The organism is Synechococcus sp. R6-5 (assembly GCF_047461775.1).
Taxonomy (GTDB): domain Bacteria; phylum Cyanobacteriota; class Cyanobacteriia; order Thermostichales; family Thermostichaceae; genus Thermostichus.
The window spans coordinates 1-13,480 of sequence record NZ_JANSHV010000079.1 but is presented as its reverse complement, the minus strand read 5'-3'; the positions used below and the strand labels follow the sequence as shown (position 1 = coordinate 13,480).

Genomic DNA, 13,480 nt, shown 5'->3' with positions numbered 1-13,480 from the left:
CAAAGAATTGGGTCTAAAGCCCTGCCGTACCGCTATGCAGCTCGCCTTGGCGGGCCTAGCACGGTGGCTTTTGTGCTACACCCTAACCGGCATCGATCAAATCGTTGGATCCCCAGCCAGGGGCAACCTGAGCCGCTCTGAGAATAAAGGCAGCCAGATTTCTCAGGGCTTCGTCGTCCATCCAGGAAGGGGGTACAGGTCGGCATCCATAGCTGGAATCCGAGCCATCGTAGCTGCGGGGATCCCGCTGGTACTCCATCAAGGCTTGAAGGGTATCTCGGGGTGGAGTGGCACCGCGCAAGTCCTTCAAAGAGAGGGAAATGTTGGGAGCCGGCAAAGTGGCACCGCCCACATGACAATTCAAACAGGCGGACTGAAAACGATTTTTGCCGTCCGTGAGCTGCTCTGGGGTAAAGGTGAGGGTATGCCCTGCGGCATCTAGAGGCAATTCCACAGGGCCACTCACCCGCAAATACTGGTTCACGTAAGGATCAATGCGGGCAGCCACCGGACTGGCCAGCCCCAGCCACAACAAAGCCAGGATCCCGACCCAGGCCCAGAGGCGAGACGGGATCCGCCATCTCATAGGCAACTTCTGATCCAGATGCGGCATTAGAGATAGGCTGATAGGTCGCTGTGGCTTTCGTTCTTGGTACCACCCCAGCCGGGAACGGTCTTGGCCTGCACCAGAATGTAGCCCGCAATCAGCTTCAGATCCTCGTCGGTGAGGTTGCGCAGACGTGGATACTCACTGGTGAGCTGGGTGTTGGGGTGATACTCCAACAGAGACTCCACCCCGTCATAGGTGACTGGATTCTTGATGTAATCCACAATCGCCAGCACATTATCCCGTGGGGGAGTTGCCCCCTCCAGATCCGAAAGCTTCAAGCTCACATCCGGGTTGGGATAGGTCTGGCCGCCCACATGGCACTGGGCGCATGCGGTGTTGAATAGCTTCTTCCCTTTGGCCAACTGGGCTTCGGTAAAGGTAATAGACTCAGTTGGCGACAGAGCCACTGCAGGAATATCCCTAGCTGCAAACACTGGAGCCAGACCCCAGCCAAACCCAGCCATCAACGCAGCCAACAGCAGGACAAGCAACCGACGACGCGCTGGCGCAAACACCTTCTGAAAAGAAAAAGCTTTGCTAAACATGGTTCTCCGTAGATCAGCCTAGAAAGAGGAGAGGTGGGCTCCACTCCAGCCACAAACCCGACAACAGGATCAAGAATAGACCATTAAGAGATCATTTGCAGATGGGATCCGGGATAGTTTCCCAATGGTTCCATTTGCCTTTGGTGTTAAGTTTGATTACGGAGCTATGGCCTGTTGGGAGTCTGTTGGCCGAGAGCTGACTTGGCCACAGCCCAGTCGAGAGAACTGAGCAGGTAATGAGCAGGTAATATAGAGCTTGGCTTGCTTGCCTGGCAACCTCAGAGCAGGAGAATACGGCAGACTCCGTTCCAGGTTTTCCCCATGTCCTCTATCCGATTCCAGCCGTTGCGGGTGGCTTTCACCTGTGCGGATCCCAGTCAAGTGCAAATGCCCGTTGCCGATTTGCTGGCGGCCTTGCCGGCCTCACCGCTTCTGACCTACACAGACCCGGAAGCAGCGGACTTGCGGGTAGAGCTGTTGCCCGATGCCACTTATCACTTTTACCGGCGGGGGGAAGAGGTGGCTCTGGCGGCCTTCCGGATCCCGGTGAAGAAGCTACTGGCCCTGCCTCGCAAGCTGGTGCGGCTGTTGGAGCACGTGGCTGCTTTTGGTAATCTTTTGAACCTGCAACCTGCCAGCGATGCGCTGAGCAGCATCTTGGAAGTGGAATTTCTCCAACTGGAAACCCCGGCCAGCAGCTCTGCCCCTGCCGAAGTGAGCCCCCTGCCGCGGGATCCCCAGGGACAAGTACAAATCCAAGCAGGCCGCAACCTGGCCATTGCCTTGAGAAACAGAGCCCCCACTCCAGTGCATGTTTATGTCACCGTCTTTGACGAGCGGCGGTACAGCGTGGATTTGGTTTACCCCTATCAACCAGATCTGCCTGCCCGTTTACGCCCCAACGAGAGCCTGCTGATTGGCTCTGGCCCCCGCTACCTGCTGCAGATGCAGCTGCCAGAAGGAACAGACGTAGCGGTGGATCGCTTCAAAATCTGGGTCAGCAGCACCAGCATGCAGCCAGGCATTATGGTGATGCCCCCTCTGGGGCAACGGCTGGAACCTCCCTCAGAAGATCCCTACGGGGCCGGATCCCGCCTGGATCGGGAAGTCCGGCTGGCCATTCTGGGCAAGGCAGGCAGCACTCCCATGCCGGCTTTTGCCGAGGATCCCTGGTGGTGTATGGAACAAGCTGTCAAGATTGTAGCCTAGCTAGCTTTTGTCAGGTGCTCTTTCAGACATGACTTTTCAGAATTTTGATAAAGGTCGGCTCAACATCGTCAACGCCGATTACTGACAGCTTATAACTGGAAGACAGGCTAATTTTCTTATCCTGATCAACATCAGTCAAGACTACAAAAGCCTGATTCTGCTGAAGACCAAGCCTGGAAGCCAACCTAGAGTACTTGTCTATACTTTCATGATAATCACCCGTTTTGGATTCTACCCAGTAAAACTTATCATTGACATAAAAGAATAAATCTATTTCAAAATCATTTCCATTCGGCAAAGTAACTTGAGTATTCATGATGTAAGAAAAACTGATCTTTTTGCCTTGCTGACTGGCAATCTTTACTAGCTTTTCTTTGACATATCGCTCCAGCCATCCTCCTGATAGAAAGTTCAATGCATTTGGGTCTCTGCTCGGCTTTGCTTCTAAAATAAATCTAGCTAGGAGACTTCAAATAATGGTACTCCTCCAAGAAGGCGATACTACAGAGCATATTCGCAAGTTGGCAACTATCTGATACTACCTGGTTTGGCTCGTCTTTCAGAATCAGGGAGAAAGCCTCTCCTTCGTTCATGTTTGACTTTATCGACTTGTAGAGTTTTCTAATTGAATAATATCTATCTCCCATAAAGTTGGATATCTGATTTAGCTTGCTGTTCAGTTTGCTACCAACCCTACTTGCTTCCTTGGTTTCCAAGCTTTTAATTCTTATTCCTTTAGACCACAGAAATAAAGCTAACCTCAACTTATCACGGCTGATATGATCAATGACTTCCTGGGAACTTTCCTCAAGCGCTTTGACAACAGCAACTTCTTGTGAGTCCCAACTTACTGCTTGATTTGTCGCTCGAGGAACCTCAAGCCTTTGAAGATTAGGCTGTAGTTCCTGATGAATGTCTTCCGCTCTTTCCACTCGGCTGGCCAAGATGGTTCTCTGTTCATTCGGATGCCTGTCACGTTGAGACATACCTGTAGATGAGGAGATAACTTTTGTAGTTTCTCGCTTCCATCTCCCTGACCTAAGCCTAACTCCTATCAAGATGCCGATGGCTATTCCAACTAACAAAGCTAAAATTAAATCCATTGGATTTAGTCCCGATCTTTGTTGTCGTTACCTTTGGCTTGAGTTGACTAGACTACCCGCTTGTCTCAACATGCTAGGGGGAGGTGAGCGAATTTTCAAGTGGAGGGGGCTTGCCCCTGACCGCAGAGAAGCTAGGTGCGAATGAGGGATCCCAGCCAGCCTTGCTGAAGGGCTTCTTGAGCAGGAGTCAGCTCAGGCAATACCTCCAACCTATAGACATCAGGCCGAGGGGGATCCAACGGGATCCAGAAATGTTTCAACTGATCGGCTTGAAAAACGCTCAAACAAATGATCTGGTGGGGCTGATAGGCTGTCAAGCGTTCTGTCAGGTTGGCGGCGCTCACCTTGAACCCATCCAGGGCCACCAGCTCATCGCCGGCCCAGATGCCCGCTTTTTGCGCCGGGGATCCCATCTCTACTACGCTGATGCGATTGCCCTCGCCGTTGAAATTGAGGCCCAGGTATGGGATGGGGTTGGGGCGGCTGAAGTGGGCTTTAAGGGTGAGGCCAAAGGGGTGTAGGTAAGTGTTGTAGTCTAGCTCTTCCGTGCCTTCCACATAGGCTGCGAAAAACCGGCCAAGATCGGCACCAGCTGCCCGCTCAAACGCCTCCCGCAAGTCTTGGTCGCTGTAGCCCTTCTCTGACCGACCAAAGCGCTGCCACAGATCCTGCAAAGCTGTATCCAGGGATCCCTGACCGCCGGAAAGGTGGCGAATGTGCAGATCCAGCAGCCAACAGACCAAAGCCCCCTTTAAGTAATAAGAAACCTGGCTGTTGAGGGTGTTTTCGTGGGGGCGGTAGAGTTTGATCCAGGTGTCGAAGCTGGATTCCCGCAGCGATTGCACGGCCCGGCCCGGAGTACGCTGTAAGCGACCAATCTGTTCGGAAAGAATCTTCAAGAAATCGCCGGCACTGAGGATCCCTGCCCTCAACAAGATGACGTTTTCGTAATAGCTGGTCGCCCCCTCACAAAACCACAGACATTCCAGATAATTTTCCTGGTTGTAATCGATCTTTTCCAATGCCAGAGGACGCAGACGCTTGACATTCCAGGCATGAAACAACTCGTGGGCCATCAGAGCCAAAAACCGACGATAGGACTCTGGCTGATGCAGCTCTAGCCCAGAGTAAAGAAGGGTGGTGCTGTACTTGTGCTCAAGGCCACCAAATCCTCCCGGCGACAAATGCACGATAAACCAGTAACGGTCATAGGGTAGCCCACCAAAAAATGCGGCTGTGGTTTCGACAATGGCCTTGGCATCGGCAACGGCCCGATCGACATCCAGAGTGCCCGACCCCCAAACCACAAGGTAATGCGGGATCCCTTCCACCTCAAACGATTGCATCCGATGCAGGCCCACCTCCACCGGGCTATCCACCAGCTCGTCATAGTCCTCTGCCACAAAAGACTGGCCGGAAGCGGGATCCCCAGAAGAGGAGATCAAAGGCCGCAAACTGGTGGCGATGCGCCAATCCGGCTTGGGGGGGATCACCGTCAAAGTGTAGGGTTCCCGCTCGCGACCGGGCACGTAGAGAAACAGCGCTGCCCCGTTGAAATAGGCGTGGGTCAAATCCAGATGGTTTGTGCGCACCGTCAGCTCATAGGCATAGACCCGGTAGCACACCTTCACGGCAGAACAGCCCGGCGGATCGATCTGCCAGGTGTTCTTGTCCACCTTCCGCCAGGCCAAAGGGATCCCTTGCTCAGTTGCCGCCTGAAACTCCTGCACATGACGGGCATACTCCCGCACCAAGTAGGATCCCGGCGTCCACACCGGCAGTCGCAGCCGCAAAGGCACCTCTGGATCCACCTCTTGGATCTGCAGTTCCACCTCCAGCAGGTGATTGGCCGGATCCGGCATCCGCACTGTGAAATGCTGGCGGCTCAGTTGAGAAGGTGCAGCAACGATAACCTCTGGGATCCCCATAGATAGATAGATAGAATGTTCCAACCCACTCCACTCTCTACCGCCAAGGGCCGACGCAACCCCCAGCGACAATGGCTCTTATCCTAACCCCTGCTTTCGGTTGGGGATCCCTTTCTGGGGCAAAAACGAGACTCAAAAATGTAGCACGTGCTACAAAGATGCCTGGGCAGAACCTTCTACTTTAGGGTAAATCTTGGTATCATCATCGATTCTGAAGTCAAGGGGTTGCAACCTAGCCTAATGCTTCTAGATTGATCTTAATAGGTTGATCTTAGGTATAAACTGACCTTAAAAGGTTGATGAGTATGGCGGTGGCCGTAGCGGAAAAATCTCTGATCACAGCCTTCAAGCAATTGGGAGGCCCTCACCATCCTCCGGTTATCGAAACGTTTGAGCGCGGGAAGACCATTTTTTTTCCAGGGGATCCGGCGGAGCGGGTTTACTTTTTGGTGAAGGGAGCCGTTAAGCTCTCGCGGGTCTACGAAATGGGGGAGGAAATCACCGTCGCCCTCCTACGCGAAAACAGCATCTTCGGCGTGCTCTCCTTTATCACGGGACAGCGCTCCGACCGCTTTTATCACTCGGTGGCTTTTACGCCTACTGAGTTGCTCTCTCTGCCGATCGAGCAGGTGGAGAAATCCCTACAGGAGAACGCCGAACTGGCCATGTTGCTGGTTAAAAGCCTGTCGTCTCGTATCTTGCAAACGGAGATGATGATCGAGACGCTGGCTCATCGCGACATGGGATCCCGTCTGGTCAGCTTTTTGTTGATTCTCTGTCGCGATTTCGGGGTGCCTGGCCCAGATGGGGTCACCATCGATCTCAAGCTGTCTCACCAGGCCATTGCCGAGGCCATTGGCTCAACCCGCGTCACCATTACCCGCCTGTTGGGAGAGCTGCGCAAGAAGAAGTACATCTCCATTCACAAGAAAAAGATCACCGTACACGACCCGATGCGGCTGAGCCATCGCTTTGCCTAGAAGGAAGAGGAGAACACTTCCTGAGCAGCACCTTGCCCAGGCAAACCCCGCTCGACGGCTAGTTGAAGCTCTGGCCGGCCTATGTTCAATCTACTGCTGCAGCCTTGAAGAATCTCTGTGCCCGAAGGACAGACTTAAAGTTTTCTGGAAGCTGACCGGATCCCGGGCAAGAATCTACTAGTCTATGGGGGGATCTGGCTTTGGCCAGAGCTATCTAGCCAATTGCTGAGGTGTAACTGTGGAAACGGCCATCGAGTGGATTACCGCCCATGAGATCCTCGACTCGCGAGGGCGTCCCACCCTAGAAGCCCTGGTGGGTCTAGCCAATGGAGCAACGGGCTTGGCGCAGGTTCCCAGCGGTGCCTCGACCGGTACCTTCGAGGCCCATGAGCTGCGGGACGGGGATCCCAAACGCTACGGCGGTAAGGGTGTGCTGAGGGCGGTGGAAAACATCCTTGGCCCCATCCAGTCGGAGCTGCAGGGAGAAGATGCCCTCAACCAAGCCCGTATTGACCAGTTGCTGATCGACCTGGACGGCACCCCCAACAAGTCCCGCCTGGGGGCCAACGCTATTTTGGCAGTTTCTCTGGCGACAGCCAAAGCGGCTGCGGAAGCAGTGGGCTTGCCTCTTTACAAATACCTGGGGGGGCCCTTTGCCAACCTGCTGCCGGTGCCGCTGATGAACGTGCTCAACGGCGGCGCCCACGCCGACAACAACGTCGATATTCAAGAATTTATGCTTGTGCCCATTGGAGCGGCCAGCTTTCGCGAGGCGCTGCGCTACGGGGCTGAGGTGTTTGCGGTACTAAAACAAGTGCTGCAGCAGAAGGGGCTGTCCACCGGTGTGGGGGATGAAGGGGGGTTTGCTCCTGATCTCGACTCCAATGCGGCGGCTTTGGATCTGCTGATGACGGCTATTGAACAGGCAGGCTACAAACCGGGAGCAGATATCGCCTTGGCCTTGGATGTGGCCGCCAACGAGCTGCTGCAGGATGGGCAATATCACTTTGAGGGCAAAGCCCACAGCGCGGCTGATATGGTGGCTTACTACCAGCAACTGCTGGCCAACTATCCCATCCTTTCCATTGAAGATGGGCTAGCGGAAGAAGACTGGGCCGGTTGGCAAGCCATGACCGCTCAACTGGGATCCCGGGTACAGCTGGTGGGAGATGACCTGTTTGTAACCAACCTGACCCGCCTGCAAAAGGGTATCGACAGCGCCGCCGCCAACGCCATTTTGATCAAGCCCAACCAAATCGGCACCCTGACGGAGACCGTCTCGGCCATCCAATTGGCAGTTCAAGCCGGCTTTCGCACCATCATCAGCCACCGCTCTGGCGAGACGGAAGACACCACCATTGCCGACTTGGCGGTGGCCACCCGTGCCGGGCAGATCAAAACCGGATCCCTCTGCCGCAGCGAGCGCATTGCCAAGTACAACCAACTGCTGCGCATCGAAGACGAGCTGGGGGAAGCGGCAGTTTATGCCGGTCGGGTGGGCCTGGGTCCTAGAGCTCGCTAACTTCCCGTTCCGTCCCAGGGGATCCCTAGCACCTGCACCAAAAAGGCCCAGCGGTCGGCAGCTTCCTCAATCAGCTTGCTGGTGGGCTTGCCGGCCCCGTGCCCTGCCTTGGTGTCGATGCGGATGAGGATGGGCTGGGATCCCCCCTGGGCTGCCTGCAGGGCAGCGGCAAACTTGAAGCTGTGGGCGGGCACCACCCGGTCGTCGTGATCTGCGGTGGTGATCAGGGTGGCGGGATAGGCAGTGCCGGGCTTGAGGTTGTGCAGAGGGGAATAGGCGTAGAGGGCCTTGAATTCCTCCGGGTTCTCCGGGGATCCGTACTCGGAGATCCAGGCCCAGCCGATGGTGAACTTATGAAAGCGCAGCATGTCCATCACCCCCACCGCCGGTAGAGCCGCCGCGAACAGATCCGGCCTTTGGGTCATGCAGGCCCCCACCAACAGGCCGCCATTGCTGCCACCGGAGATGGCCAACTGGGAGGGGTTGGTGTAGCCATGGGCAATCAGCCACTCGGCAGCGGCAATAAAGTCGTCGAACACCTTTTGCTTGTTGAGCTTGGTGCCCGCCTGGTGCCACTCTTCTCCGTACTCGCCGCCGCCGCGCAAACTTGGCTGGGCATAGACACCGCCCATTTCCAGCCAGGCCACCAGACCCACTGAAAAGCTGGGGGTAAGTGAGATGCCAAAGCCGCCGTAGCCATACAGCAGGGTGGGGTGATCCCCTGTCCGAGTCAGGCCACGGCGGTGGACGAGAAACATGGGGATGCGGGTGCCGTCTTTGCTGGTGTAAGACACCTGCTGCACCTCGTAGGCCTGGGGATTGAAATCCACCTGGGGCTGACGGAACAGGGTGCTGGTGCCGCTGGTGAAATCGTAGCGGTAGATGGTGGGCGGGGTGGTGAAGCTGGTGAAGGTGTAGAAGGTCTCGGTGTCGTAGCGCTTGCCGCCAAAGCCGCTGGCAGATCCCAGCCCGGGCAGCGGAATTTCCCCCAGGTAGCTACCGTCTAAAGCAAAGGTCTTGATCTGGGTGTGGGCGTCTTTGAGGTAGAAGGCCACAAACTGATTGTTGATCAAGCTAACCCCCTGCAGGGTCTCCTCCGCCTCGGGGATCACCTCCTGCACCTGGTCGGGCTGCTCCAAGTCAATCGCCACCAGTCGCCGCCGAGGAGCTTGGCAGTCCGTCAACAGCCAAAAGCGGGATCCGTCGTTGCCCACGAAGCTGTATTCGGCCTCAAACTCGCGGATGAGCTCTACTACAGGAGACTGGGGATCCCGCAAGTCTTTGTAGAAGATGAGGTTTTTGGGATCCGTGCCCCGCCAGACGGAGATGATGAGGTAATTCCCATCTTCAGTAACCCCGCCGGCAAAGCCCCACTCTTTTTGGTCGGGGCGGTGATAGACCAAAACATCTTCTGACTGGGAGGTGCCCAGGCGGTGGTAGTAGAGCTTCTGGAAGTAGTTGGCGCTTTCGTATTCGCTGCCGGGGGCTGGTTCGTCGTAGCGGCTGTAGAAAAATCCCTGCCCGTCCAGCGTCCAGCTCGCCCCGGAAAACTTGACCCAGCGGAGGTGATCCGGCAAATCCTCGCCGGTTTCGATGTCCCGCACCTTCCACTCTTGCCAATCGGAGCCGGAGCAGGAGAGGCCATAGGCCAGATACCGCCCATCACGGCTGATGGCAATGCCCGATAGAGCCACCGTACCGTCTTCGGAGAAGGTGTTGGGATCCAGCAAGACCCTGGCCTCAGCCTCCAGGCTTTCTTGGGTATAGAGAACACTTTGGTTTTGCAGGCCGTCGTTCTTGAAATAGAAGTAGCGGTTGCCCTCTTTGAAGGGCTGGCTGTATCTTTCGTAGTTCCACAACTGCGTCAGGCGCTCCAGCAGCCGTTGCCGTGCCGGGATTTGTCTCAGGTAGTCGAAGGTGAGTTGGTTTTGTGCTTCGATCCAGGCCCGCGTCTGCTCTGAGTCCAGATCCTCCAGCCAGCGGTAGGGATCCGGCACCGGCTGCCCGTGGTAGATGTCGACAACGGTGGGATCGGGATAGCTGGGGGGATAGTTGAGCATAAGACCTAATCGCTGGAGACCCATTCCACTATGGCAGAGGAGAAGCCAAAAACCCACTCTCCGGCCTTTGCCAGGCATGCTCGCTATAGTGGAAGCCGAGTTGCGGGATAGATTCTGTGTTGCAGGCTTCTCCTTTCTTCCAGGCCGGGCGGATGGGCGCCTATCCCCTGGGCTCAGGCTGCTATCACTTCTCGGTGTGGGCGCCCTTGGTTGAGCAGGTGGAGCTGAAGCTGCTCAGCCCTGTCCAACGTTGCTTTACTCTAGTGCGGGATGAGCAGGGCTATTGGCAGGGGGAGGTGGACGGGATCCCACCTGGGCCAGTGGACTACCTCTACCGCCTGCACACCCAGGCAGGGGTAGTGGAGCGACCAGACCCGGCCTCCCGCTGTCAACCGCATGGCGTTCATGGCCCCTCGCGGGTGGTGGATCCCCACTTCGACTGGCAGGATCAGGGGTGGAAGGGGATCCCCCTGTCTCAGTGGATCCTCTACGAGCTGCATGTAGGCACCTTTACCCTCGAGGGCACCTTTGCTGCTCTGATCCCTCGCCTGCCGGAATTGGTGGAGTTGGGGGTAAACGTGCTGGAGCTGATGCCGGTGGCCCAGTTTCCAGGAGAGCGCAACTGGGGCTACGACGGCGTCTACCCCTACGCGGTGCAGACCAGCTATGGAGGAGCGGCAGGCTTCAAAGCCCTAGTCAATGCCTGCCACCAACTGGGTTTGGCCGTCATCTTGGATGTGGTCTACAACCACCTGGGGCCGGAGGGGAACTACCTGCGGGATTTTGGCCCCTACTTCACCGACAAGTACCACACCCCTTGGGGGGATGCCCTCAACTTCGACGACCGCTATTCTGACGGCGTGCGAGAGTTTTTCCTACAAAACGCCGAGTACTGGCTGGAGGAGTTTCATCTCGATGGGCTGCGGCTGGACGCGGTGCATGCCATCTACGACTTCAGCGCCTACCCCTTCTTGCAGGAATTGGCAGAGCAGGTGGATGCCCTAGAAGCTCGCACTGGCCGGCCCAGGGTTCTCATTGCCGAAAGCGACCTCAACGATGTCCGCCTCATCACCCCCCGAGAGCAAGGGGGCTACGGGCTAGATGCCCAGTGGTGCGACGACTTTCACCACTCGGTTCACACCCTGCTCACCGGCGAAACAGTGGGCTACTACCAGGATTTTGGCCAATTGGAGCAACTGGCCAAGTCCTACCGGGAAAGCTACGTCTTTTCCGGCCAATACTCCCGCTACCGCGCCAGGCGTTACGGCAACTCCGCCGCCGGACGGTCAGGATCCCAATTTGTTGTCTGCATTCAAAACCACGACCAGGTGGGCAACCGCAGGCTGGGAGAGCGCCTTAGCCAGCTCACCTCTTTCGAGGGCCTCAAATTGGCTGCCGCTGCCCTGCTGTTGGCCCCCATGCTGCCGCTGCTGTTTATGGGGGAAGAATACGGGGAGGTGGCCCCCTTTCTGTATTTTGTCAGCCACGGGGATCCCGATTTGGTGGAAGCGGTACGACAGGGACGCCGCCGCGAGTTCAGCGCCTTTGCCTGGCAGGGAGAGCCGCCGGATCCCCAAGCTGAGGAGACTTTCCTGCGCTCCAAGCTCAATTGGGACTTGAAAAAAGCCGGTCACCACCAGGTTCTCTGGAAGTGGTACCAGGCCCTGATCCGGCTGCGCAAAACCCAACCGGCTCTCCAGCACTTGGAGCGGGACGGGGTGGAAGTGGAGCTCTTTTCCAACTCTGGCCTAGCTCTGCACCGCCGCCAGGGATCCCAGGCTTTGCTTGCCCTTTTCAATTTCAGCCCCGATCAGCCAGTCACCTATACCCAATGGCCCAGCGGCACCTGGGAAAAACTTTTGGACAGCCATGAGACCCAGTGGTTGGGAAAGGGATCCTCTCTGCCCGCCGGAAGCCAAGGAGATCTTGTGGAGGTACCGCCCTATGGGGTGGCGGTGTACGGTCAGAACCCCTAAAAGAGGTAATCCCGGCCGCAGCCGTAGCGCCAAGCCTCGCGGCGCCGTCTCCAGAAGTAGTCCTGGGGGTTGGTTTCCGGCTCCGGGCGATCCGTTAGCCTTTGCAGCAGCTCGTAGAGGCCAAGGGCGCCAAAGTGGCCCGCCCATGCCACCAGCTCCGGCAACCCCAACCGAGGCAAAAGTCTGGCTACCAAGCTGGGATCCCGACGCGTCACCCCCCACAGGGCCTGGGCCAAGCCGCCGAACTGCACTACATCCTGCAAAAAGGGCTTCACCACCTGGGGGCCGGCGGCAAACATGGCCTCAAACACCCTGCTCAACAAGCGGTTAATGCTATCGGGATCCCAACTTTTGTTCTGCAGAGGGGGAATCATGGCCTTCTGAAATAGCCAGGTCACGGCCAAGTTGGGCTGGTAGGGTTGCAGCAGGGCCAGGGCTGCCTGGTTCAACTGCCGTTGCGCCAGGGCCTCGTGGATCCCCTGCTGTAGGCGATCCAGGTGGCGCAGCATTGCCCCAAAGCCGCCAAAGCTGAGGGGAGACTGGCTGCCACTGCTGTCCCCCACTGCCAACAGGCGATCCCAGGGCAGTTGCAGAGGGCTACGGCGGTAAGCGGGAAAAACGCCGCACAGCTTGCGCACCCAGCGGATCTGGGCCAGCTCCACCCCCTGGTAGGCTGGCAGCAGCCGGCAGTAATCCCGCCAGAGCTGCTCTAGACTAGGCCGCCGGGGATCCCGGTCGCAGTAGGTAAAAAGATAGGTGGTGCGCCCATCGCGGGCAGGGAAAGCTTCCCAAAAGGGCTGGTAGCCGTTCTGGGCTGGGGTAAAGCTGTAGAAGAGATCTCCCGTGGGTTGGTCGGGCAGCCCCTGGGCACAGGATCCCACCACCAGACAGACGCTATCTGGCGGCTGCCCTTGGCGAGCCTGGGCCGCGATGGGCGAGCGGTGCCCCATGGCATCCACCAGCAGTTGAGCACGGATCTGTCCCTTGGTGGTCTGGAGGCAGATCCCATCGGGGTGAACGGTGGCACTTTGAAAGGCAGTCTGCTCCCACACTTGGCCCCCCCAGGCCAGGAAATGCTGCTTGAGGAACTCCAGGAGGCTGACTGGATCCACGCCCACATTCAGCACTCCCTCCACCCACCAGTGGGGGCCCTCCCCAAAGCCAATCCGCCCCCTCGGGTAGTGGGTAACCTGGACTGCCTCCCACTCGGGCGGGGTAAGCAGCTCCAGCTCTAACAACACCTGCAGCTCCTGGTGTGAGGTGTTCCACTCCTGCTCCCGCCCCCGCAGGATCCCGCGCTCCAGCAGGATCACCCGCCAGCCCCGCTTGGCCAAAGCCGCTGCCAAGAAGATCCCCAGGGTGCCACCGGCAATGACAACATCCACCTCCCAGCTGCCCAAGCTCTGGGAAGCCTGCTGCACGACTGTCGGCGGTAACTCCCTCCGCCTCTGCCGCAGGGATCCCCACCAGGCATCCGAGGCGGGCAAGGCTTCCGGCGGGGGGACAACTTCAGCCATCGGCAGGAGCATGACTCTAGTCAATAATAA

At 57.4% G+C, this 13,480-nt stretch carries 11 protein-coding genes; 4 read left to right on the top strand and 7 right to left on the bottom strand.

Annotated features, from left to right (window positions below; all coding sequences use genetic code 11):
* Positions 1 to 82: 82 nt before the first annotated feature.
* Together psbV2 and psbV are read right to left on the bottom strand one after the other, a co-directional pair.
* The gene (gene psbV2 / locus NW818_RS04910) at positions 83 to 586 is read right to left on the bottom strand and encodes a photosystem II cytochrome PsbV2 (RefSeq protein ID WP_414380910.1); all 504 of its coding nucleotides are present in this window, start codon (positions 584 to 586) and stop codon (positions 83 to 85) included.
* A gap of 26 nt (positions 587 to 612) precedes the next feature.
* The gene (gene psbV, locus NW818_RS04905; RefSeq protein WP_011434097.1) at positions 613 to 1,155 is read right to left on the bottom strand and encodes a photosystem II cytochrome c-550; all 543 of its coding nucleotides are present in this window, start codon (positions 1,153 to 1,155) and stop codon (positions 613 to 615) included.
* Between the two features lie 321 nt (positions 1,156 to 1,476).
* Here psbV and NW818_RS04900 point away from each other — a divergent pair, with 321 nt between their 5' ends.
* Positions 1,477 to 2,364 carry a hypothetical protein gene (locus tag NW818_RS04900; protein ID WP_414423972.1) on the top strand — a complete coding sequence of 296 codons (888 nt, stop codon included), beginning with the start codon at positions 1,477 to 1,479 and terminating at the stop codon, positions 2,362 to 2,364.
* 22 nt (positions 2,365 to 2,386) lie between these two features.
* On the opposite strand, the gene NW818_RS04895 is transcribed toward NW818_RS04900, so the two are convergent.
* From NW818_RS04895 to NW818_RS04885, 3 genes are all read right to left on the bottom strand, one after another.
* Complete coding sequence (locus tag NW818_RS04895) at positions 2,387 to 2,779, bottom strand: Card1-like endonuclease domain-containing protein (RefSeq protein WP_414423971.1); 393 nt, start codon at positions 2,777 to 2,779, stop codon at positions 2,387 to 2,389.
* Between the two features lie 40 nt (positions 2,780 to 2,819).
* Positions 2,820 to 3,308: a hypothetical protein gene (locus NW818_RS04890; protein ID WP_414423970.1), complete on the bottom strand. Its 489-nt coding sequence runs from the start codon at positions 3,306 to 3,308 to the stop codon at positions 2,820 to 2,822.
* Positions 3,309 to 3,598: 290 nt separating this feature from the next.
* Positions 3,599 to 5,419: a M61 family metallopeptidase gene (locus NW818_RS04885; RefSeq protein ID WP_414423969.1), complete on the bottom strand. Its 1,821-nt coding sequence runs from the start codon at positions 5,417 to 5,419 to the stop codon at positions 3,599 to 3,601.
* Positions 5,420 to 5,700: 281 nt separating this feature from the next.
* Between NW818_RS04885 and ntcA the strand changes: the two genes are divergently transcribed.
* Together ntcA and eno are read left to right on the top strand one after the other, a co-directional pair.
* Positions 5,701 to 6,375, top strand: coding sequence for a global nitrogen regulator NtcA (ntcA, locus tag NW818_RS04880; RefSeq protein ID WP_011434093.1), 675 nt, complete (start codon positions 5,701 to 5,703; stop codon positions 6,373 to 6,375).
* A gap of 238 nt (positions 6,376 to 6,613) precedes the next feature.
* Entirely contained in the window at positions 6,614 to 7,897 is a 1,284-nt protein-coding gene (eno, locus tag NW818_RS04875) for a phosphopyruvate hydratase (protein WP_011434092.1), read from the top strand.
* On the opposite strand, the gene NW818_RS04870 is transcribed toward eno, so the two are convergent.
* Positions 7,894 to 9,957 carry a prolyl oligopeptidase family serine peptidase gene (locus NW818_RS04870; protein WP_414423968.1) on the bottom strand — a complete coding sequence of 688 codons (2,064 nt, stop codon included), beginning with the start codon at positions 9,955 to 9,957 and terminating at the stop codon, positions 7,894 to 7,896. The genes eno and NW818_RS04870 overlap by 4 nt on opposite strands.
* 116 nt (positions 9,958 to 10,073) lie before the next feature.
* Here NW818_RS04870 and treZ point away from each other — a divergent pair, with 116 nt between their 5' ends.
* A complete protein-coding gene (gene treZ, locus NW818_RS04865; RefSeq protein ID WP_414423967.1) occupies positions 10,074 to 11,933 on the top strand; it encodes a malto-oligosyltrehalose trehalohydrolase in 1,860 nt (619 codons plus the stop codon).
* Here treZ and NW818_RS04860 read toward each other — a convergent pair.
* Positions 11,930 to 13,450 (bottom strand): NAD(P)/FAD-dependent oxidoreductase, encoded by a 1,521-nt coding sequence (locus NW818_RS04860; protein WP_414423966.1) that lies wholly within the window; start codon positions 13,448 to 13,450, stop codon positions 11,930 to 11,932. The genes treZ and NW818_RS04860 overlap by 4 nt on opposite strands.
* Between the last annotated feature and the right edge of the window lie 30 nt (positions 13,451 to 13,480).